Below are 23,248 nucleotides of genomic sequence, written 5' to 3'. Positions count from 1 at the left end.
TTTTTTACACTTTTATGGTTAGCTTTTGCTAATGATAATGCAAATAAGCAGTAGCAAGTGCTAGGTAGTTGTTCATACTTTTCTGCCATAAAAAAACATATCGCTAAAACTTACGAAGTTAAGTAGCGAATTTTATTTATAATAACTAATTATTATAACCCACTTTTTAAGCTAGCCTCAATAAACTTATCTAAATCACCATCTAAAACTGCTTGAGTATTTGTATTCTCAACACCTGTTCGCAAATCTTTGATTCGAGACTGATCTAGTACATAAGAGCGAATCTGACTACCCCAACCAATATCGGCTTTTGAATCTTCAAGATCATTTTTTTCGGCGTTACGTTTTTGTAGCTCCATCTCATACAGTTTTGACTTAAGCTGTTTCATTGCACTATCACGGTTTTTATGTTGTGATCTATCGCTTTGACTTTGTACGACTATATTTGTAGGAATGTGAGTTATTCTCACTGCAGAATCAGTTTTGTTGACATGCTGTCCACCAGCTCCTGATGCTCTATATGTGTCAACACGCAGATCTGCTGGATTAATCTCTATATCAATATCATCATCAACTTCCGGAGATATAAATACTGACGCAAAAGATGTATGACGTTTACTATTTGAGTCAAATGGTGATTTTCTCACTAATCGATGAATACCAGTCTCTGTGCGAAACCAACCATACGCATATTCACCCTCAATTTTGAGCGTACATCCTTTGATACCCGCAACATCACCATCTGATACATCATCAACAGTTACCTTGAAGCCTTGACTATCTGCCCAGCGCATATACATACGCATTAGCATCTCAGCCCAATCCTGTGCTTCTGTACCACCTGAACCTGATTGAATATTCAGAAAGACATTATTAGGATCCATCTGTCCAGAAAACATTCTACGAAACTCTAGTTTCTCAATTTCAGCTGTGACATCTTGAGTATCCTTTGCAATTTCTTGTATTAATGATTCATCTTCTTCAGCAAGCTCAAGTAGCTCTGTCAAAGTTTCTAGTGTTTCTGAAATATGCTCACAATTGTGTACAACATTCTCAAGCTCTACTTTTTGTCTGCCCAAGTTTTGTGCATACTCTGGATTATCCCAAATTGAGCCATCTTCTAGCTCCATCAAAACTTCCGTTAGCTTTTCTTTTTTGACATCATAGTCAAAGATAGTCCCGTAAAGATTCAATACGAGCCGTTAGATCTTTTAATACAATCTTATAATTTATAGATTCCATTTTTATAGATATTTATTGGTTAGATTTTGTGTATAGATTTTATCTTGTTTAATGCATAATTCAAATAGTCATGCTCCACTAATTTTGATCCTTATATAACTTACATTTCTAACTTTTTAATCCTATTATAATTTTCTGTCAACATTTTTGATTTTAATTTATCCAACTTTTTGAAATTGAATTTATTACTTTTAAGTATGAAACTCAAACTATCTAAAAATTCAATCATATCATCAATTATCTTTTTAGTATCTAGTGATGATATATTATCAAGATGACTACACTGTGTGACCCTATAATCACTATGAGATAAACATCTATCCCGATGTTCTTTCAACAAATTCATAATATCTTAATAATTAGACTGATTCATTAAAAAATTTTCAGTTTCACTATCTATTAATACAATATCTTTTTTAGAGAAGAGATGTTTATTTTTTTATTTTATCTATTAGATTTGGTACTGATACAAGCTTATTTCTTGATGAACTCTCTAAAAGTTTTAATAATACAATAAAAAAACTATCTCTTAAGGACCTCATATTAACATTTCTACTCATGGATTCTAGATTAAGTCTCTCACTAAACTTCTTTACATCTCCAGATGTTGTTATAAGATTTGATGTTTTGTATAAGAAATATTGATACTCTATTATATAAGCTTTAAGACAATTATTTTGTAGCTTGTTAACATGATCTGCTATACTTTGCTGCATACAATTTTAAACCAAACCATAATAAAAAAACTGTACCATAATTAGTAAAAAAATGTACTATAATTACTACTTTCTTTTAACTCAAATACATAAATGACACGCTACAAGGAATAGAAAACTAATAGAGTATCATAACGAGCATATCCAAATTAATCAAAAGAGATAATATTTACTATTTCGCTCAAAACTTTGTTATTATTTAATCTAAAGATTTTATATAAAATACTGTCACAAATGTCATATCAAGCATTAGCTCGTAAATATAGACCACAATCATTCTCAGAAGTTGCAGGGCAACAGCATGCACTTAATAGTCTAGTACATGCTCTAGAAACACAAAAAGTTCATCATGCCTATTTATTTACAGGCACTCGTGGTGTAGGTAAAACAACACTTGGTAGATTACTAGCAAAATGTCTAAACTGCAAAACTGGTGTTACAGCAGAACCATGTAACAAGTGCGAAAACTGTCTGGCGATTAATAATAATAGTTTTATAGATTTGATTGAGATTGATGCTGCATCGCGCACAGGAGTCGAAGAAACAAAAGAAATTCTAGATAATATCCAATACATGCCATCTCAAGGTCGCTACAAAGTATATCTAATAGATGAAGTTCACATGTTATCCAAACAGAGCTTTAACGCTTTACTAAAAACATTAGAAGAGCCTCCTGAATATGTCAAGTTTATATTGGCAACCACAGATTATCATAAAATACCCGTCACAATACTTTCACGTTGTATTCAACTACATCTAAAGCATATCTCACAATCAGATATCAAGGATCAGCTAAAAGTAGTTCTTAATAAAGAAAATATAAGCTCTGATGAACAATCACTAGACTATATCGCATACCATGCAAAAGGTAGCCTTAGAGATGCTCTAAGTTTACTTGATAAAGCCATAAGCTTTTGTAGTGGTGAACTTAAGCAAGCACAAATTAAACAAATGCTTGGAATTATAGATAGTGAAGAAGTCTATAACATTATCGAAGCTATTATCGAAAATAACCCAAGTGCAGTATTACCTGCTGTAAAAAATTTAACTCTTACAGAAAGCAATGCTGATGCAGTGCTAGATAGAATCGCTGAGATATGGTTTGCTTGTTGTATTTATAGTTTTACACAGTCTCTGGATGCTATTAATGATATTGATATAGATATTATCAATAAGGTTCTTGATAAAATTTCTGTTGAACAAGCACACTTTTTATACCAACTAACAATTACTGCTAAAAAAGATATATCCCTAGCTCCTAGTTTTGAAACTGGTGTAACAATGGCTGTACTTAGACTGATAGCCTTCCAAAAAAAAAACTTAACTAGTAATCATTCATTAACTACTACTCCGAAGATCTCTTCAGAGACAAAAAATGACATTAAAGCTCTAAAGAATGCTTTACAGCCACAGCCACAGCCACAGCCACAGCCACAGCCACAGCCACAGCCACAGCCACAGCCACAGCCACAGCCACAGCCACAGCCACAGCCACAGCCACAAAGGCAGTTTAGCGAATCTAACAGTCAAAACAATACTTCAGAAGAATCTTTGGATAAAAAATGGTTTAATCTGCTAAATGCAATCAAACTAAAGGGTTTTACAAAGACCTTAGCATTTAACAGCCACCTAATAAATGAAACTAATGACACATTTGAAATTCAACTTAATGAAGATGCCAAGAAAATTCTTGAACTTGAACCTCAAAGTATAGCAAAGCTGCAATCAGCTATTAGTCAGCATTTAGATAGCCTAGGCTTTAGACTAGATATTAAAAATCTACCAACTTCTAATAACTCTAATCACAAATCCCCCGCTGAAATTAAGCGTGAGAATGCAATTGAGAAAATCCATAATGATCAAAATGTTAAGCTAATTAGAGAATCATTAGCAATAGAAATAATGGATAGTGATATTATCTTAACCAACTAAAAAATTAAATTAGCGCATCAATTTGTTGCTTCATTCTATTAAACTCGTTATTAAATGAATCATTAGTTTTTAACGTACTATATGCTGCATTAGCCATAATTCTTCCTGCTTGAATATCGCTTCTCCAATGAGCTCCACAAATAACTCTACTATCTCCATAATCCATACCTCGAGCCAAAATTTGAGTTCTATATTGAGATGGTAAAAGATCTGCTATAGTATATGCTACTACCATACCTCTCGTAGAGTGTCAGATGGATATGAATGATGAGGGTCTGGATCGCCCGTACAAACAGCTTATTATAAAATGAATAAGGGCGTTCTCTAGCATAAGCATCTTTTGCAGCTTCTGTAGAATTTTTACCATCATAAGTTACTTTTTTGATTAAATCTGGATTATTTATTAATAGCAGTTTAATACTTTGCTTATTTGGAATATCCAAAGGATCTATAAACGCATTAACAAAAGTATCTACGTCAGTATCAGCATCGCTTACAGCTTGATCTAATCGAGATTGTGAAATTTGCTCACCATTGAAAAAGGTTTTTTCTATAAATATAGAGTTAGATATCTCTTGATCTTCTGCAAATGCTAGGTATGACACATTTGAACCTACCATCGGAGTCATAACAGGTGGTGGAGGTAAGATAGCTAAGCTATTTGGTAACTCATCCTTCGATAAAAAACCTTCTCCTGCGAAAGCTATAGTCACACAAACAAAAGAAAGTAATATTATTATTTTTTTCATATTTTTGTATTTCCCTATTTTTATAAATATTCAGGAATTATACAAAAATGAATAAATAAGATTAAATATATACTATTGATAAGGTTAATAAGAAAAACTTATAAAAATCAGATATGTCCCCATGCTTCTTTATCTGCAAAAATAGCATGTAAAAGTTTATTATTAAGAGTATGACCAGATTTAAAGCAATTGAAATGTCCCAATATGTAACCACCAACATAAAAGTCACCAATTGCGTCTAATAGTTTATGTCTTACAAATTCATCTTCGTAACGTAAGCCGCCTTCGTTAAGAACACCATCATTAGTAATTCCTACCGCATTATCTAATGAGGCACCTTTTGCCAAATTATTTTGATGCAAATATGCAAGCTGTTCATAAAAACCAAACGTTCTCGCTTTTGAAACCATTTTGATATATTCATCAAGGCTATACTCAAATACGATATGATCGTTTGTTACAGCGATTACTGGATGATCCCACTCAATCTTAAATTCATACTTAAGAGTATCACTAGGTAAAACTTCTGCAAATTTACCTTCATGTTGAACTTTTACAGGCTTTAGAATTTTGATTCCTTTACGGTCAGTCTCTTGTTCAACAATACCAACTTCTTTTAACAGCTGTGTAAACTCATAAGAACTACCATCCATTACTGGCAACTCTAGAGCATTAACTTCGATTAGAACATTATCAACTTCAAACATTGCAAATGCCGACATTAAATGCTCAATAGTAGATACAGACAGACCCTGATCACCATCCTTTGTCAATAAAGTACACATTATCGCTTCTTTAATATTAGATGGCGCAACCTTGATATCTACTACAGGACTAAGGTCAGCTCGGCGAAATACTATCCCAGTATCAACACTAGCTGATTTAACAGTCATCGAAACATCTACACCAGAGTGTAGACCAATACCTGTAACAGAGAATTCTTTTGCTATAGTTTTTTGCTTCATTCTTAACCTCTCTAACTATATACAATCAAATTGTTATAGAAAACCTGTCTAAATACTCAATATATTTCGACACGACATCCCATACATAACTGTATACGCAAAACATCAATACCTAAATTATATATATCAAAGAAGCATATTGATATAGAATCAATCAGATTTTAAAGCTATAACAATATATTTAAATTATTTTGATAATAAGGAAAAATTATAAGAAATTATCTTCTTCTAAGGAAACTTGGAATATCTGACTTATTTACATCTTCAGATTCTATTTTTGGAGCACTAGCAGAACTAGACACGTCTTCGCTTCTTGAGAAAGATGGAGAAGGCTTGCTCGAGAAACCTTGTGATGGGTTAGATGTTGTTTTCTCTACACCAAAGCCTCTTTTCATAGCTACTTTCTCAATACCTGTAACTACAACAGTTACTTTCATAGAGTCAGTCATATCAGGATCAATAACCGTACCTGCGATTACGATAGCTTCATCAGAAATAAATGACCTAATTACTTCACCAACTTCTTCGAACTCACCAATAGACATATCCATACCAGCTGTAATATTTACGATTACACCTTTAGCACCATCAAGATTAATATCTTCAAGTAATGGACTAGAAATTGCAGCTTCTGCCGCTTCTCTTGCTCTATTTTCACCGTTAGCTTCACCCATACCCATCATAGCTAGACCCATATCAGTCATTACAGCTCTAACGTCAGCAAAGTCAACGTTGATAAGACCTGGCTTAGTAATAAGCTCAGAAACACCTTTTACAGCATTTCCTAATACATCATTTGCAGCATTAAAAGCATCAATTAATGATGCACCCTTGCCAAGTACACTTAGTAACTTCTCATTTGGTACAGTAATGATAGAGTCAACATGTTGAGTTAGCTCATCGATACCATACTCAGCGGCTTTCATTCTTCTTGGTCCTTCAAACGGGAAAGGTTTAGTGACCACAGCTACAGTTAGTATACCCATTTCTTTTGCTACTTCAGCAACTACAGGCGCACCACCAGTACCTGTTCCACCACCCATACCAGCTGTGATGAAAACCATATCTGCACCTTCTAGAAGTTGCTCGATCTTCGCTCGATCTTCAGTTGCTGCTCTTTTTCCAATCTCAGGATTTGCACCAGCGCCTAAACCCTTTGTAAGATTAGTACCTATTTGCAATATATTTTGTACTTTTGACTTAGATAATGCTTGACCATCCGTATTCAGTGCAAAAAACTCAACATCAGTAACATCTTCACACATGTGTTGAACAGCGTTACCGCCACCACCACCAACACCAACAACTTTAATTATGGCATTTGAAACCATTGAATCATTAAAATCAAACATATATTTACTCCTTTACTTTCGATTAGTTACTACTTAACTTAAAAATTATTTGAAAACCAGCCTTTAACTGATGATATTATTTTTTTCTTAGACTTTGCTGTATTTTCGTCTATTTCCATAACATCATCATCAATCTTTTGATCGCTTGTTTCATCACTATTTTCTGCAGCATACTTTAGTAATCCCACTACTGTAGAATATGATGGATTATGCACAACCTCACTTGCACCAGAAACCTCAATAGGACCACCTACCCTTACAGGAAGTTTGAACATATCTTCAGCAAGCCTTGCCAATCCTTTTAGTTTCGCACCACCACCAGTGAAGACAATGCCAGAAGAAACGACTTCTAACAAACGATTTTGATCTAACTCACGGTATAGAGATTCAAATATCTCTTCAACTCTAGCCTCTATTACCAAAGATAAATCCTGCAATGATATTCTTTTCTTAGCATTCCCTAGTGAGTTTGGTATATCTATTTTCTCATCTGGATTTTTGAGGTATTTACTAGCTGCATAGCCAAACTGTAATTTTAAACTCTCAGCTGCTTCAATAGGCAGTCTAAAAACTTTAGATATATCAGATGAAATACTTCCACCACCAGTTTTAATACTTGACGTATAACAGATACCTCCATCTGCAAATACAGAGAAGCTTGTTGAATCAGCGCCGATATTTACAAAACAGACGCCCATTTCTCTTTCATTATCAGTAAGAGTTGCACTACTAGCGGCTAAATGTTCTACAACCAAATTTTCTATTGCATAACCACAGTTTGAAACACATTTACGCACGTTCTGTAACATTCTAGATGATGCCACTATAATGTGTACGTTAGACTCTAGCCTGACCGCAAACATACCGATCGGTTCTGTAACCCCTGGCTGACCATCAACTATATAATCTCTTTGTAGAACATGAAGCATTTCAGTATCTGCTGACATTGGCACAGCTTTTGCCGTCTTAATAGCCATCGCCAAATCTTCTAGACTTACTTCTCCATTCTCGACAGCTGCTAAACCATAGGAGTTAAAACCACTAATACTAGGAGCACTTACTCCAAGAGTAACCTCTCTAACATCAACTCCTGCTATGCTTTTTGCCTCATCCAGAGCGACATTTAATGTCTCGATAGCCATTTCAAGATTAATTACAGATCCCTGCTTAATACCTTTTGATTGTTTTTGGCTAACTCCTAATATTTTTATACTGTTATTTTCAGCAAGTTGTCCAATTGCAACGGTTATTTTGTGAGATCCCAAATCTACCGCACAAAAATTACTATTCCCAAAACCCATTTATAAAGCCCTAATCTAAGACAGATATTTTTTTACTTTCATACACTTATATTACATTATATGCTTATTATCATAGAAAACCAATAAAATAAATCTTTTTCTAATTATAACTTTACTGCAAAACCATCACTGTATCTCATATCAAAATATTTCGCTAATTTATAGTTCTTAACCTCTTCATATGACTTAAAAAATAGTTCTAATCGTTTTTTTAGTTTTACTGAACCTAGAACCACTTCAATATCATCTGAAAGCAAAATACTAAATTGATTCCCTCTATAAGATATTTTGACTATTTGCATATTATTGTTCTTAGCTAGCTTATTTAACTCTAGCAAAGTTTCATAAATATAGTCTTTACTAGCATCATCATTACTATCTATATGTGGTAAATTTTTATCATAATCAAAAACAACCGGAGTAATAATATCCATATTATCAAGCAAAATTTGATTATTATTCCAATACGCCACAGGCTTATGATCATAAATATACACAACTAGAGTTGATGGCCATACTTTCTTTACTAAAGTATAATCAACCCCCTGCATATTATAAAAATACTTCTCCACAGTATCGATATCTAGATCAAACCATTGTTTGCTGTTTAAGCTTATTATTTTGTCGATCAAATCTTGTTTTGAAATATAGACTAGACCATCATTAGAAACCACATCTACTCTTGAAATTTTCTTATCCGCTTTGCTAACAATAAAAACCGTAGCGCCTAAGATTATTACAAAAATAAAACCTAGTATAAAAAATTTCTTAAAAATCTTTAGCATTGCGCCTGTTCTAGTATTAATTTAACAAAGCTGTCAAAATCAATACCTTCAGCCGCCGCACACTTAGGAGATAGACTATTCTCTGTCATTCCTGGAGATGAATTAATCTCCATAATATAGAAATCTCCCTTATCATCATATATAAAATCTACTCGAGCATGACCTTTGCAGCCCAATAGATCATAAGCTTTTTTAGCCAACTGTCGAACCTCTAGCTCTTTTTGCTCACATAATCCACTTGGTGCATGATATATAGACTTGCCGCTATATTTTGACTCGTAGTCACAAAACTCGTTTAATGGCTCTATCCAAACAGATGAATAAACATCATTATTAACAATAGCCACCGTTATCTCCTTACCAGTGACCCACTGTTCAATCATTACTTCACCATACTTTGATGCTTGTTCATAAGCATTTTCAAGCTCTTCAAAGCTTTTTACTTTGAAAGTAGCTATACTAGATCCACCACTACTTGGCTTAACAGCAACAGGAAAACTAATCTCATCAGCATCCACTAACTTATCAGTAAGAAATTTTGCCATCGGTGTAAGCATACGATGATGCATCCATATTTCCTTGGAAATCATTTTATCCATAGTTACAACGCATGACTTCATAGTCGAACCAGTGTGCCTTATGCGTAACATTTCAAGTAATGCAGCAACTCTACCATTTTCGCCATCTTCGCCATGCAGTGCGATAAAACATTTATCAGGATTTAACTCCAAAAGCTTAACAACCAAATCTTTTGAGCTTGCATCTAAACCAACCGCGTTATAACCTTGATTTAGTAAAGAGTCCAAAACTGCTTTACCAGATATTAAAGACACTTCCCTTTCTGGAGAATCTCCACCATATAAAACGACAATTTTTTCTTTTTGCATAAAATACCTAATTTCTTTTTAATTTAAAAAAATCTCTCAAGAGCTTACTACACTCCTCAGTCATCACGCCAGATGTTACTTTAAGATTATGATTAATATTCTTATTTTGATGTAACTTCTCACGAGAGAAAATTCCAACACGAGTATCATCACAAGCATAAATCAATTCAGAAACCCTAGCCTGAATCAAACCACCCAAACACATTATACATGGCTCCAAAGTAACATACAATTTTGTATTAACCAATCTATAGTTTTCGAGCTCTTTGGCTGTTTCACGTAAAACTAAAATCTCGGCGTGAGCTGTTGGGTCGTTGAGCATTATAGTTTTGTTAAAATCTTGGACTACTATTTGACTATCATTAACAAGAACTGCTCCTATAGGAACTTCTCCAGCCCTATAAGCCAACAATGCTTGCTCATAAGCTTTCTGCATAAAAAAAATATCATCTTGTGAATAATTAGACATAAGTTTTAGTAATTTTATCTTGAAGAATTTGAGTCTCTTAGATAAGATAATACATTACATGATTGTTTGCTAGTACTTTTATATATAAACCAGTGGGTACTTGTCAAACTATGTATAACCAACCACACTGGAAATGGAAATCAAAAAATGTCAGAAAATTTCAAAGAACTATTTGAGCAGTCTCTGAAACAAACAGAGATGAGAATAGGTAAAATCATCGAAGCAACTGTAGTAAGCATAGACAAAGAATTTGCAATGATTGATGCTGGTCTTAAATCAGAATCTTTTATTCCAGTTTCTTCTCTAAAAAACAGCAACGGCGAACTAGAAGTAGCTGCTGGTGATAAAATCAATGTTGTTTTAGAAGCTCTAGACAACAGCTGCGGTGAAACTAGACTATCAAGAGATAAAGCTAAGAAAATCGAGCTTTGGGATAGAATCGAAAAAGCATTCGAAAACAATGAAACTGTTCTTGGTAAAATCACTAATCACGTTCGTGGTGGTTACACTATGGATGTTGAAGGTTTAAGAGCATTCTTACCTGGTTCACTAGTTGATACAAGACCTATCAAAGATGTAGCTCATTTAGAAGACAAAGATATCGAATTAAAAGTTGTTAAAATCGATACTAAGAGAAATAATATCGTTGTTTCTAGAAAAGCTGTTATCGAAGAAAACAATTCTGGCGATAGAGATGCTATGTTAGAGAAAATCTCTGAAAGTAGTGTTCTTCAAGGTATCGTTAAAAACATCACTGATTTCGGTGCGTTTATTGATCTTGGTGGAGTCGATGGTTTATTACACATCACTGATATCTCTTGGAGCAGAATCAGCCACCCTACAGATGTACTATCTATCGGCCAAGAAATCGATGTTAAAGTAATCAAGTTCGACAAAGAGAAACAAAGAATATCTCTAGGTATCAAACAACTTGGTGAAGATCCATGGTTGAATATCGCTAACGAGCTTCCTGTAGGTGCTAAGCTTATGGGTACAGTGACTAACATTACTGACTATGGTTGTTTTGTTAAGTTGAAAGAAGGTATCGAAGGTCTTGTTCATACTTCAGAAATGGATTGGACTAATAAGAACGTTAACCCTCATAAAGCTGTATCAATAGGTCAAGAAGTTGAAGTTATCGTACTTGAGTTAGAAGCTGATAATCACAGAATCTCTCTTGGTATCAAACAATGTAGAGCAAATCCTTGGAATGAGTTTGAGAAAAACTACAAGCCTGGCGATAAAGTAACTGGTAAAATTAGATCAATCACTGAATTTGGTGTATTCATCGGTTTAGAAGGTGGTATCGATGGTCTTGTACATATTTCAGATGTTGCATGGGATAACCCAGCTAAAGCAATCAAAGAGCTTAAGAAAGGTGATGATGTAGAAGCTGTATTAGTTTCTGTAAATACTGATCTTGAGAGAATCGCTCTTAGCATGAAGCAACTTTCTGAAGATCCTTTCAAGAACTTCATAAACATTCACCCTAAAGGTTCTTTAGTAAAAGGTAATGTTACTAAACTACAAGACAACGGTGCAGTAGTTATGCTTGATGCTGATAACAACATTGACGGTTTCATCAGAATTTCTGAAATTTCTGCTGAGCATACAAAAGATGTTCGTGATGAGCTAAGCGAAGGACAAGAAGTTGAAGCTAGAATCATCAACATCGACGCTAAGAAGAGAAGTATTGCTCTTTCTATAAAAGCTGTTGATGAAGATAATACTGCTGCAGGTAAGTCTAACTACAAAGTAGAACAAATGACTCCTACAACTCTTGGTGACCTAATCAAAGAGCAATTAAATAAGAAGTAATTGGACTTCGATCTTTAAAAATCTAAATCTACAAAAAACCTATAGGCTATTTATAGTTTATAGGTTTTTTTATTTATAAAATGTAATAAACTATGTCTAGTTTATAAACCACCAATAACATCAAATATGCTTACAAAAGATTTGGATAAAATCATATCTGAGATTACAAGTAATCAAGTTGTTAGTATTCCAACAGATACAGTGTACGGTTTAAGCTGCAACATATATAAAAACGCTATCGAAAAAATTATTAATCTAAAAAAGAGAGACTCAAGCAAAGGGTTTATAATAATCTCCCATAACTACAAACATTTACTTGAATATGTGGATACTACTAAACTTTCTAATGAACAAATCGATAAAATATGCTCTAAGCAGCCTCGACCAACAACTTGGATAGTACCAGGTAAAATAGATATTCAGTGGTTAACTGGAGGTAAAACAACTATTGCAATAAGATTAGTCACTACTGACATAATAACCAATATCTGTTCTAAAATTAATAATGCAATTATTTCAACTAGTGCAAATATATCTAGGCAAGACTTTATCAACGATTCTCATTCGATTAATGAAATTTTTAATAGTATCTATATACTAGAAACAGAAGTTAAGTCTTCACAACCATCTACAATTATTGATATAATCACTAGAGATAGATATAGATGATTATAAAGTATTAAAAGTTTGATAATCGTCTTAAAATATAATAGCATTAAGGTTGTAAAATTCTTTTGAACTGATAGATAAAAAAGGAACAAAATGGAAAAAATTAATCATAAAGATATACAAGATAAATTATGGAGCAATGATGACGAAAGTAATTTATCTAATGAGAAGTACAATCAACTGCTAATAGAGCAATATAGAATATATGTTGAATTAACAGATAGAACTAGTTATAGAAGAATTGTAATTAACTTATTTTTCTTAGTTTTCAACCTTGTTCTTGTAGGTACAGTTGCTTTGGCAATTAGCAACAATATCAATGTTGAAAATCCACCATCAGGTATTCTTGTTACTATACCTTATTTTGCGGGATTGGTATTCTGCTATGCTTGGTGGAAAATAATTAGATTTTTTAGACATCATATACAAATAAAAAACAGCATAGTGTCATCTCTTGAGAAGCGACTTCCTTCAAAAGTATGGTTAACTGAAGAACATATTGCTGAACAAAAAGGATCTTTCAAGCCGATTAGAATTCTTGAGATTTATATGCCTTTTATTTTCATGGGTATTTATTCAGCGCTATTCTTATTTGTTGAGCTTAACTGGCTTCCGCATACATTAAACTAATTTCGATTTCTAAGAAATTTTCTCATAATCATATCTCAAAATAAACTATTTTTTAGACTGCCTGTCGCTTAGTTTGGTTAACTAACTATTTTATAGCCAAAACATTATAGGCATAAAATAACTTTGAACTAGTGCAATCGTGAAAGCTACTAAAATAAATTTAGCATAGTATTTTTATAGCTGCGATTATATAGAATTTAATAAGAATGAGGTTGATAACTAGTAAGTTATTTTCTTTGCATCTTTAGAAATATACTCATCATTAGTTTGCCAAAGTTTATTTAACCAAACTTGAAAATACTCCTTATCTGTTTCACTAGTAAAATAATCACCCATAGGCACTTCTGATATTGGAATAAAATCGACTTTAACTTTGATTTTTTTTGTCTTTCTAATCATATAGTCCCACAAAGTTTGCTTTGGGTTATCATAAACTATAGTGGTATTTAAAACTCCTACCATTCTATCTGAGAGACTTTTTAAAATAACTGCTATGCCACCTGCTTTGGGATTAAGCAAATTTTTATAAGCACTTTTAAGAGCTTTCTGAGAAGTATATCTAGTACCCTCAACAAAATTAACGATAGTTGTCGGTCTAGAGGATAATTTTTTACAATACTCAACTGTTTTCTTAAGATCTTCACCTTTTTTCTCAGGATGCTTTTTAAGATATTCTTTTTTATAGCGTTTCATCGCAGGAAACTCTAAAGCCCAGGCAATCAAACCTAATACAGGTATGAAAAAAACCTGAAATTTCATAAAGAATTTAGGAAAGGCTATTTTTTTGTGAAAAATCATCATCAATACAAAAGTGTCAAGCCAACTTTTATGATTACATATAATAAGATATGAACCACTTTTATCTAGCTCTTTATTTTGTTCAATCTCAATTTTGGTAGGTGAAAAAAACTTAGCAATTAGAATAACAAAACTTACCCATAAGCTCACAGAATATTGAACAGCTGATGTACATAAATACCTTATACTTTTTATAGGTATCAAAAGCTTAACTAATGAAAAAATAAATACTGGTATAAAAGCAATTATAGCTGTAGACATCAAACATACCAGCGAAAATAATCCATAGTAAGCGTACTTAATAAAATTTATCATTGAAGATTGTTTAACTTATTGACTGTTAACTTAAATCTTACCATTAATAAAAACTTTTTTGAAAGACTATAAAAAATATTAATCACTTTTAGCTAATATTTTTAAATAAAGATCTTATTTTTAAGGTATCATCATTATTGATAGTAATAGTTATAGCTCCGTTAGTATATGTATCAAATACCCTTATGTTAATGTTTTTATAAGTCTGTGGATTCAATAGCTGATCTGAGATGTATATAAGATGCTCACTATTATGTTTAAAAAACTTAGTATCAATCACTAAAGGACTAATCACTATACTTGGATTAATAATTCTATTATACAAAGTGTAAATTTGCTGCTGATCCTTAGCATTTGAATTATCTGTAATTTAAAACTCCTCGTTATTATATTTAATTAAGATAAAACAACTTGTACCATTTGAGAGGAGTTTAACTTTTGTATTTTGACTTAAATTGAAGCTATTATTATAATTACATTTTTGAAATGGCTTCTCTGTCTTTAAATTTGTAATAATAGTTTTAATAGGAACTATCTGTCTAATAAAATTAGAGTTAAAGCTATCATCATCAGCATCAACTACAATCATATAACTAATTCGTTTAACCCCTATTAACCTTAAATAACTACCTAAGGTATTTGATAAAACATAATCATTAGCTAGATTTTTGCTGAGATGTATAAAATATTTTGACCATTTTCCTCAATTAGCACCATTTAATTTTTAGTATCAAAAACATGGATTCGAAAATATTGATTCTTTTGTGAAGTATTTTCTGAAGATTGCAAAAACACTAAGCATAAAGCTAACCCAAGTAGTCTAATTGAATTACTAAACGGGAAAATTACTAAAATAATTCCAAAAATAATAATTATAAGACCAAAAAATGAAAAATAACTCCAATACTCAATAAAACCAGCATAGCTTGTCAAAAAGCTTAAATAAGCAATTAATAATTTAATAACTAAGCTAGGAACTATCCAGAAACTTAGTCCAACATAAGATAGCAGTAAACACACTAGCAACAATGGCACTATAACAAAACTAACTAAAGGAATTGCAACAATATTTGCTAAAATCGAAACGACAGAAAAACCGCCAAAATAATAAACTGAAATTGCCACTAAAAATATCGCTAGATAAATTTGTGCAAATAATGTTTTTGCTAATTTTGACTTATATTGTTGTAGTACTATAGAGATAATAACCAAAAGCATAACAGCTGAAAAACTCAACCATAAGCTAACGCTATATATTGATTCAAAATCAACCAATACTATAATACCTAAAGCTATACTCAGCGACTTAACTATCGAAATACGCTTACCCAACAGCCATAAAATAGCTACTACTAAAAGCATTATCGATGCTCGTTGTGTTGGTAAGCTAAAACCTGCTAATAAACTATATAAAAGCCACTATCACAGAGGCAATAACACCGATATACTGTGCTGGTAATTTGCGACATAAGCGTGGTGATAATGACCATAAACCTCTAAAAAGAACAAAAGCAATAAATGTCAAAAGCCCAATATGTAATCCTGAAATTACCATAAGATGCGATGTACCAGAACTTATCAACAAATTTTGCTGAGATTGACTAAATTCTTTATCGCCAATAAGTAATGGTAGAATATAAGGTTTAAGTTCATTTCCTTGCAAATCTTTTCTAGCTTATTAAATAAGTAATACCTTATCCTTTCGGGCAAGTATAAGCTTGCTGTACCTTTGTAGATGATTTCAGTATCATCCACCATCCACCCTATGGCAACAATATCGTTATGATCCAAATATTCAGAATAGTTAAAAGCTTCTACATTATCATATTCGTGAGGCTTATGTACTTTTGCTTCTAACTCTAGATTGTTTGCTGGTATCAAATAATGTCGATATGACTTATTAGCCTTTAATAAGATATTCTGATTATATTTAAAATCTTCAATTTTATCGTATGAATAGCAAGGGCAAAAACTTACAAATAAAAGTATTACCAGCAAACATTTTTTGTATAACATATGACAAATAAACGACTATTCCCTTATTTTTATATTAGCTTAATTCAACGATAACTAATAGCTCAAAAATACTAAGTTTAATCATAATAAAAACTCTTGCATTTTATAAAAAAAGCAGATAATACGCTCGCATAAATCTCAACATAAGGTTATATGAAGCCCTTAAAATACTTATTGATAATCAAGATACATGGTCACCATACTATCCATATTCAAACTTAGAAACTACACATCAATATTTACAGAACATTAGTAACAAGCCCAACTATATCATTAATTTATCTGAGCAAATGAATTATCTTGAGCAAGGCTATTATGCTTGTCTTTTGGCACACTCAAATAAAGATACTATTATACCTACTGTTGAAACACTCAACAGTATTAGTCACTTTGAGGAAACTCCGTTATCTAACTTAATTAATAGTAGAGAACACAAAGCGCTAAATGCTTTAAATACAAACCTATTAGCTATTAAGATTTTCTTTGGAATAGCTAACCTACAAGGTACAGAAAAAATTGCTAAAAGGATATTTGAAAAATATCCAACACCAATATTAGAAGTAACTTTAGAGAAGCAAAACTCATTATGGAAAATAAAAACTATTAAGATTGGACATATTTCCTCTCTAAATGATAATGAGCAGACTATATTTGCAAATGCTCTTAACAATTTTAGTAGCAAAGTTTGGCGTAAACGAAAAATCAAAAAAAATTATTCTTATGATTTAGGTATTTATACTGATCTAATTACCAAAGATGATTATATGAGTCTGCTTGAATATGACGGACTTTTCATCATAACAACAACATCTATTAATCACTATAGTTATAGTTTTTCTAAAAAAGCTGAGGACAATAACTTAGTAGTTATTGATGATACAAAATCCATAACTTGCTGTACCAACAAGGTTTATTTACATAACCTAATGATTAAAAATAAAATACTAACCCAGGAAGGTAAACTTATTTTTAAAGATGATAGCTTTGCAGCTGAAGAATTAATCAGTGAGTTAGGTCTTCCTATAGTTTTGAAAATTCCAGATAGTTCATTTTCAAAGGGTGTTAAAAAAGCTAATTCGGCAGAGGAGCTCAAGCAAATTCTAGATATCATGCTTGAACAATCTTCGATCATAATAGCTCAAAAATATTACTATACTGATTTTGACTGGCGTACTGGTATATTAAACAATAAGCCAATATATGCGTGTAAATATTTCATGGCGAAAGGCCATTGGCAAATAACCAATCATAATAAGAAAACTACTCAGCATGGAAACTCTGAAGCATTTGCTATCCATCAAGTTGATAAATCTGTGCTAAGAATAGCTCTTAAAGCTGCAAAAACTATCGGCAATGGACTATATGGTATTGATATAAAAGTTGTAGACAATAAACCTATTATCATAGAAATCAATGACAATCCATCTTTAGACTCTGATATTGAAGATACTTATATTGGCGACCAACTCTATACAACTATAATGCTAGAGTTTCTAAATAGAATGAACTACAAGAAGTTACCTTATGCAAATATCTAAGCCCCAATTAAGTGATGTTCAAACACTTGCAGAACTTGAGAACTCTACTTTTTTGTCTGATAAAATTTCAAAAAAGCAATTTATCCATAATATTAATAAGCAAAAATACTTTTTTGTAGCTAAAATCAACAATGAACTTGCTGGATATATTTTATGCTTTGAGTATAAAAAAAACTATTAGAATACATTTTAAACAACTCTGACAAAAATATTTCACTAGAAGTAAATACAAACAATCTAATAGCTATTTCTTTATATCAGAAGCTAGGATTTGTTATAAATAAGCAAATTAATAATTATTATGAGGATAGTGATGCTGCTTATAAAATGATTCTTATGAGAAAAACTTAAATTAATCCACTCTTTCTAAAGTAACTACTACAAAATCTGCTAAAACATATTGCAAAACATACTTTATAGCGCTAGAATGTTCGCAAAATAAACGTTACCGTAGTAGCAACCTCTCACAAGGAGGGATCAAATGTTTATAACTTACACACCACAACCTCCGAGTTGTTAGTCACAACTAACTTCATATAACTAATTTTGTGTAATCAGTTTAAGGGTGATTTTTTTAACCAAAGATATCCTTAGATTGACTGTATAGGGATAGTTGTATCTAAAGCTAAATTACTTAAAAGTAGTATATAGCTCCCACATATCTGTAGGTTTAATTATCTAGTGATAAATATACTATTTCTATAGCTATTAGAATTTACAAAAATTACAGATACTCTATAACTTTACATAATCACAAAATTAATAACTCTAAGATAACTTGATTCGATTACTAAGGAGAATAATAATGTTCGCAAGTTATACAGTAACAAAAAAGAGATTTCTACCAAATAAAGCTGATGTGATTATAGTAGCTTTAATATTAGTTATTAGCGCCTAGCTTATTATGCTTGGAATAATATGCATCGATCATTTATTGATGCATCATCAGTTTCAGCTATATCACTTGATCCAAGTCATTTACCATATTACATGTTGCGTACTACTATGCGATTGATTATAGGTATGATATTTTCATTTGTTTTTGCATTGATAGTTGGATATGCATGCGCTAAGAATAAACACTTTGCTAGAGTCTGCTTACCAATCATAAATTTTCTAGAATCGACACCTTTATTATGATTTTTGACATTTACCACCGCGTTTTTTCTTTTTCTATTTCCTCATTCAATTATGGGTTTAGAAGCTGCAGCAATTTTTGAGATATTTACATCTCAAGCTTCGAATATGGCACTAATCTTATACCAAACTATACGAATGGTCCCTGCAGAGCTAACAGAAGCTGCTACTGCCTTCAAACTCAACGCATGGCAAAAATTTTGGAAGATCGAACTACCTTATTCGGTACCTAGTTTACTTTGGAATATTATGGTTTCTCAATCAGCTGCTTGGTTCGCTATCACAGGCGATGTTAGCTTACCTGGTATAGGCTCGTATATAGCGCTGGCATTGACTGACTCAAATATAACAGCTATCTTATATGCTCTTGTGGCTATTATCATTAATATAGCTCTATTTGATCAGCTACTTTTTAGACCTTTAGTTAAATGGTCAGAAAAGTTCAAATATGAGTCCATCAACAATAAAACTACTGATAGTCCTTGGCTTTATCGCTCATATAAGAAATCTCAATTTGTAAATGCTATAAAGCCAATTTTTAGCACTATTGTATTTTGGCTAATTAATGGCGCTAGCTTTTTAAGTAAAAAAATTAATCTCAAATCACCGACTAGAGATATCAAGATATTGAAAAAACTTGGTTGTACTGCTTGGTATATAGTAATTATCTCAGCATGTATATGGACTGGTAATGCTCTGTGGCTCTTCTTCCCAGATGGTGATATAAGTTACCTGATACCATTAATGGTAGAAATAACTGTTCGTGTGACTATCGCCATGATGATAAGTGTCGCTATATGCACACCACTAGGTATATGGATAGGTATGTCAAGCAAGCGGACAAAAGCTATCCAGCCAATAATACAAATAGGTGCAGCAATACCACAACCGATATTTTCCCGATTGTGGCTGTACTTATATTAGGTGGTGGATCGCCAAATGTTTGGTGTACCCCATTAATAATGACCGGAACATCTTGGTATGTACTTTTTAATGTCATAGCTGGTGTCTCTAGCTTACCTACAGAAATAATAGAAATGACAAAATCTTTCCATCTAAAAGGTTGGAAATGGTGGTTTAAGTTTGCAATACCTGCTGTATTTCCATATATAGTCTGCGGAATTATTAGTGCTGCAAGTGGCGCTTGGAACTCGGCAATTGCAGCTGAATTGGTAATATGGGGCTCAAATACTATTAAAGTAGATGGAATTGGCGCACTGGTATCTACCACAACAGGTAATAACCAACTTCATGAAGCAGCCCTAGCGGTAGTTGCATTGTGCTCATTAGTAGCTTTGTGTGTAATATTTATCTGGAAGCCATTATATAAACTTGCTGAAACAAAATACAAATGTAACTAATCCATAAATGTCTAAAAGGAGAGTAAGCATGACTGAATTTAAAAATAACACGTTAATAAATTGCTACGATATTTACCTAGATTATAAGCAAGATAAAAAGAATATAAAAAGAGTAGTCGAAAATCTAACTTTAAAAGTAAGAGAAAATGAGATAATCGCTATAGTTGGCAAATCAGGAGCAGGAAAATCTAGTCTTGTAAGAATATTAAGCGGACTATTAAAACCAACTTCTGGAAAACTTTTTTATAAGGGTTCGGCTATTGATAGCCCTTTAGAAAACATCGGTATGGTTTTTCAAAACTTTGCACTGCTACCATGGCTAAATGTTTTAGAAAATGTTCTTTTTGGTACAGACTCTCTTGGTATACCTAGATCACAAAGCAAATCTAAAGCTCTTGAGATTATCAAAAAGATTGGCTTAAATGGTTTTGAGGATGCTTATGTAAGCGAACTCTCTGGTGGCATGAAACAATGCGTAGGATTTGCTAGAGCATTAATGATTGAGCCAGAGATATTATTTCTTGATGAGCCTTTCTCATCTCTTGATATAGTCACTGCCAAAACTCTAAGAGACGATATTATGCATCTATGGCATACTGGTCAAGCTAAAACAAAAACTATTATTCTTGTTACACACAATATCGAAGAAGCTGTAAATATGGCAGATAGAGTAATAATTCTTGATAGTAATCCAGGACGTATAGCATCAGAAAAAACTATCAAACTAGAATATCTTCGTGATCTCGAATGCGATTCAACTAGAATAGTTATTAAAGATATCAGCTCGACTCTACATGCTATTAATCAATAGTGAAAAAACTGCGCAATAATGCTTTGTATGAATATCTGAATACAAAATAGACCAATTAATACAATAATTGGAGAAAAATCAAATCCTGAATTTATTGGTTTGATTATATTTCTAGCTCTTGATAATAATGGCTCTGTAACTTGATATATAACCATAATAATTGGATTATAGCCTCCTTGAACAAACCAACTAGATATTGCTCTTATTATTATCAAATATACATACATATTAATAACTGCAAAAATTATATCAATCAGCGGTTTAAAGAAAATAAACATCAAATTAAGACCTATCCCATTTAATAAACCTACAAGTAAGTTCCGCGCCACAAACACAATATACACAGCTACTATACATGACCAATCTAGATTCAAAAATCCTGGTATAAATTTTCTTAGATGTAATATAGCAGCATTTGTCGCACGCATAATCATCTGACAAATTGGATTATAAAAATCTGCTTTTACCCATTGTAAGAAAAATCTAAACAGTAGTATAAAAGCATAAATGCCAAAGACAATATCTATCAAAAAAGTCGCTACATTAATCAAACCATTTAACATTTATATTTTCCTTTTATTTTTGCTGGCTAATAAAGTTCAAACCTGCAACTATCGTCGCTACTTGAGCAAGTATACATTCTTGAGGATTTGTTCTTGGACTATCTGGATAAACCTCAGTCGTAGTTGTATACTCAGCTTTTGATAAAGACATGCATAATTTTTCTTTGTCTGAATCACATGCCATAATTCCATCTCTGATAATATCATCACCTAATATATTTATGCTAGGATCAGTAGGAGCAATATGAGTAACTTTTGCTACTACATTAATTATATATTTCTGGAAGTCATAGTGTGGATTTCTATTGTTAGCAACTAAATAAAATCCATCTGGAATACCCCATTTATCTATAGTTATACCCTCACGAGCTACTAATGCTGGTCTAAATTCACTATCATCAGTATCTGTTGTCTCATGCAAATCTATATGCATCAGAAGTTCAATATTCAATGAGTTAATATATTTCATTGCAAAAACCGACTCATCACAACCACTCTCTAGATAGAACGATCTATTAGGATCCATAGCATTAGGATTCCAGCGGTTAATTGTTTCATATCCCCAAGGACTTAAGCAAGGTAGGATCAAGATATTATAATCACTTGTAAACTCTCTTACTCTAGTTGCAGCAAAACTAATAGTTCCTTGTACACCACTTGTTTCATAGCCATGTACTCCACCTGTAACTAAAATATAAGGCTTACTAGCATCCCAGTTTTTTGTCTTAAGTGCATATAACTTATAACTGCCTACTGGATAATCAAGCTCTCCATAGACATCGATATCAAAATCATTTGATAGTGCCAAAATCTTTTTTTCAGCTTCTTCTTTGTATGATCTTTTTTTGCTTTGCTCTGATAACCATTGGACTTTTTCTTCAGAGCCCCACTTTTTACCAGGTGTTCCAATATGATATTGTGTAGACATATTAATTCTGTATAATAAAATTCATTTATGCAAATAGTATAACGATTAATAGCCTATCTCTGCAAAATTTTATTTATTATTTATCAAAAACTTATAAGTTCTGACTTAATTTAGAAAATTAAAGAAAAACACTTTATTATCTTTAAAATTTTAATCTTTATGAGGAATTTTTATGGCTGGGCTACCAGGATTCGAACCTGGGAATGACGGGATCAAAACCCGTTGCCTTACCGCTTGGCGATAGCCCAACATAGACACTAAAGAAA

General features: G+C 32.3%; 20 protein-coding genes, 1 tRNA gene and 3 pseudogenes. 8 read left to right on the top strand and 16 right to left on the bottom strand.

The annotated features are described in order from the left end of the window. Positions 1 to 152 precede the first annotated feature (152 nt). From prfB to FNO12_RS00725, 3 genes are all read right to left on the bottom strand, one after another. Positions 153 to 1,242 (bottom strand): peptide chain release factor 2 gene (prfB, locus tag FNO12_RS00735; protein WP_096738016.1). Its coding sequence is split into 2 segments (ribosomal slippage): positions 153 to 1,169 and positions 1,171 to 1,242, totalling 1,089 coding nucleotides; the frame shifts between segments, so codons are not numbered across the junction. A 100-nt stretch (positions 1,243 to 1,342) separates the two neighbouring features. Then, the gene (locus FNO12_RS00730) at positions 1,343 to 1,588 is read right to left on the bottom strand and encodes a hypothetical protein (protein ID WP_030003317.1); all 246 of its coding nucleotides are present in this window, start codon (positions 1,586 to 1,588) and stop codon (positions 1,343 to 1,345) included. An 85-nt stretch (positions 1,589 to 1,673) separates the two neighbouring features. Next, the gene (locus tag FNO12_RS00725) at positions 1,674 to 1,958 is read right to left on the bottom strand and encodes a hypothetical protein (protein ID WP_014714260.1); all 285 of its coding nucleotides are present in this window, start codon (positions 1,956 to 1,958) and stop codon (positions 1,674 to 1,676) included. A 234-nt stretch (positions 1,959 to 2,192) separates the two neighbouring features. Here FNO12_RS00725 and dnaX point away from each other — a divergent pair, with 234 nt between their 5' ends. Then, positions 2,193 to 3,890, top strand: a complete 1,698-nt coding sequence (dnaX, locus tag FNO12_RS00720; RefSeq protein WP_048349205.1) for a DNA polymerase III subunit gamma/tau — start codon at positions 2,193 to 2,195, stop codon at positions 3,888 to 3,890. Positions 3,891 to 3,894: 4 nt separating this feature from the next. Here dnaX and FNO12_RS00715 read toward each other — a convergent pair whose 3' ends face one another. From FNO12_RS00715 to tadA, 8 genes are all read right to left on the bottom strand, one after another. Continuing rightward, positions 3,895 to 4,068 carry a phosphatase PAP2 family protein gene (locus FNO12_RS00715; protein ID WP_155244564.1) on the bottom strand — a complete coding sequence of 58 codons (174 nt, stop codon included), beginning with the start codon at positions 4,066 to 4,068 and terminating at the stop codon, positions 3,895 to 3,897. Positions 4,069 to 4,078: 10 nt separating this feature from the next. Continuing rightward, on the bottom strand, positions 4,079 to 4,639 hold the full coding sequence (locus tag FNO12_RS00710) for a phosphatase PAP2 family protein (protein WP_014714257.1): 561 nt from the start codon (positions 4,637 to 4,639) through the stop codon (positions 4,079 to 4,081). 107 nt (positions 4,640 to 4,746) lie between these two features. Next, positions 4,747 to 5,604 (bottom strand): UDP-3-O-acyl-N-acetylglucosamine deacetylase, encoded by an 858-nt coding sequence (gene lpxC / locus FNO12_RS00705; protein WP_014714256.1) that lies wholly within the window; start codon positions 5,602 to 5,604, stop codon positions 4,747 to 4,749. Positions 5,605 to 5,822: 218 nt separating this feature from the next. Continuing rightward, on the bottom strand, positions 5,823 to 6,956 hold the full coding sequence (gene ftsZ, locus FNO12_RS00700; protein ID WP_014714255.1) for a cell division protein FtsZ: 1,134 nt from the start codon (positions 6,954 to 6,956) through the stop codon (positions 5,823 to 5,825). A 38-nt stretch (positions 6,957 to 6,994) separates the two neighbouring features. Continuing rightward, a complete protein-coding gene (gene ftsA / locus FNO12_RS00695; RefSeq protein WP_014714254.1) occupies positions 6,995 to 8,257 on the bottom strand; it encodes a cell division protein FtsA in 1,263 nt (420 codons plus the stop codon). Positions 8,258 to 8,361: 104 nt separating this feature from the next. After that, positions 8,362 to 9,042, bottom strand: coding sequence for a cell division protein FtsQ/DivIB (locus tag FNO12_RS00690; RefSeq protein ID WP_014714253.1), 681 nt, complete (start codon positions 9,040 to 9,042; stop codon positions 8,362 to 8,364). Then, entirely contained in the window at positions 9,036 to 9,929 is an 894-nt protein-coding gene (locus tag FNO12_RS00685) for a D-alanine--D-alanine ligase (protein ID WP_014714252.1), read from the bottom strand. The genes FNO12_RS00690 and FNO12_RS00685 overlap by 7 nt, the downstream gene beginning before the upstream one ends. Before the next feature lie 7 nt (positions 9,930 to 9,936). Beyond that, positions 9,937 to 10,398: a tRNA adenosine(34) deaminase TadA gene (tadA, locus tag FNO12_RS00680; RefSeq protein ID WP_014714251.1), complete on the bottom strand. Its 462-nt coding sequence runs from the start codon at positions 10,396 to 10,398 to the stop codon at positions 9,937 to 9,939. A gap of 147 nt (positions 10,399 to 10,545) precedes the next feature. On the opposite strand from tadA, the gene rpsA reads away from it, so the two are divergent. The 3 genes from rpsA to FNO12_RS00665 all read left to right on the top strand — a co-directional run bounded on the left by rpsA (position 10,546) and on the right by FNO12_RS00665 (position 13,515). After that, positions 10,546 to 12,216, top strand: a complete 1,671-nt coding sequence (gene rpsA / locus FNO12_RS00675; RefSeq protein ID WP_014714250.1) for a 30S ribosomal protein S1 — start codon at positions 10,546 to 10,548, stop codon at positions 12,214 to 12,216. 126 nt (positions 12,217 to 12,342) lie between these two features. Continuing rightward, positions 12,343 to 12,885: an L-threonylcarbamoyladenylate synthase gene (locus tag FNO12_RS00670; protein ID WP_014714249.1), complete on the top strand. Its 543-nt coding sequence runs from the start codon at positions 12,343 to 12,345 to the stop codon at positions 12,883 to 12,885. Between the two features lie 93 nt (positions 12,886 to 12,978). Next, positions 12,979 to 13,515, top strand: coding sequence for an intracellular proliferation membrane protein RipA (locus FNO12_RS00665; protein WP_014714248.1), 537 nt, complete (start codon positions 12,979 to 12,981; stop codon positions 13,513 to 13,515). Between the two features lie 219 nt (positions 13,516 to 13,734). Here the strand turns inward: FNO12_RS00665 and yihG are convergent, their stop codons facing one another. Together yihG and FNO12_RS11430 are read right to left on the bottom strand one after the other, a co-directional pair. After that, positions 13,735 to 14,628, bottom strand: coding sequence for a 1-acylglycerol-3-phosphate O-acyltransferase, YihG family (gene yihG / locus FNO12_RS00660; RefSeq protein WP_030003315.1), 894 nt, complete (start codon positions 14,626 to 14,628; stop codon positions 13,735 to 13,737). Positions 14,629 to 14,716: 88 nt separating this feature from the next. Beyond that, positions 14,717 to 16,644, bottom strand: a pseudogene (locus FNO12_RS11430) (ComEC/Rec2 family competence protein). Between the two features lie 290 nt (positions 16,645 to 16,934). On the opposite strand from FNO12_RS11430, the gene FNO12_RS00645 reads away from it, so the two are divergent. The 4 genes and pseudogenes from FNO12_RS00645 (at position 16,935) to FNO12_RS00630 (ending at position 21,491) form a co-directional block, all read left to right on the top strand. Continuing rightward, a complete protein-coding gene (locus FNO12_RS00645; RefSeq protein WP_014714245.1) occupies positions 16,935 to 18,182 on the top strand; it encodes a RimK family alpha-L-glutamate ligase in 1,248 nt (415 codons plus the stop codon). Beyond that, a pseudogene (locus FNO12_RS00640) lies at positions 18,169 to 18,533 on the top strand (GNAT family protein). Before FNO12_RS00645 ends, FNO12_RS00640 begins: the two are co-directional and overlap by 14 nt. Positions 18,534 to 18,987: 454 nt before the next feature. Further along, positions 18,988 to 20,680 (top strand): annotated as a pseudogene (locus tag FNO12_RS00635) (ABC transporter permease subunit). A 28-nt stretch (positions 20,681 to 20,708) separates the two neighbouring features. Beyond that, the gene (locus FNO12_RS00630; RefSeq protein WP_014714243.1) at positions 20,709 to 21,491 is read left to right on the top strand and encodes an ABC transporter ATP-binding protein; all 783 of its coding nucleotides are present in this window, start codon (positions 20,709 to 20,711) and stop codon (positions 21,489 to 21,491) included. Here FNO12_RS00630 and FNO12_RS00625 read toward each other — a convergent pair. From FNO12_RS00625 to FNO12_RS00615, 3 genes are all read right to left on the bottom strand, one after another. Then, entirely contained in the window at positions 21,485 to 22,054 is a 570-nt protein-coding gene (locus FNO12_RS00625) for a YggT family protein (protein ID WP_014714242.1), read from the bottom strand. The genes FNO12_RS00630 and FNO12_RS00625 overlap by 7 nt on opposite strands. 13 nt (positions 22,055 to 22,067) lie before the next feature. Further along, positions 22,068 to 22,982, bottom strand: coding sequence for a M14 family metallopeptidase (locus FNO12_RS00620; protein WP_014714241.1), 915 nt, complete (start codon positions 22,980 to 22,982; stop codon positions 22,068 to 22,070). Positions 22,983 to 23,155: 173 nt separating this feature from the next. After that, positions 23,156 to 23,230: transfer RNA gene (locus FNO12_RS00615), tRNA-Gln, on the bottom strand. Positions 23,231 to 23,248: the final 18 nt, after the last annotated feature.

It is taken from the genome of Francisella orientalis FNO12 (assembly GCF_001042525.2).
GTDB classification, from domain to species: Bacteria; Pseudomonadota; Gammaproteobacteria; order Francisellales; family Francisellaceae; genus Francisella; species Francisella orientalis.
The sequence above is the reverse complement of the archived record's forward strand: the minus strand, read 5'-3'. Positions and strand labels throughout refer to the sequence as shown.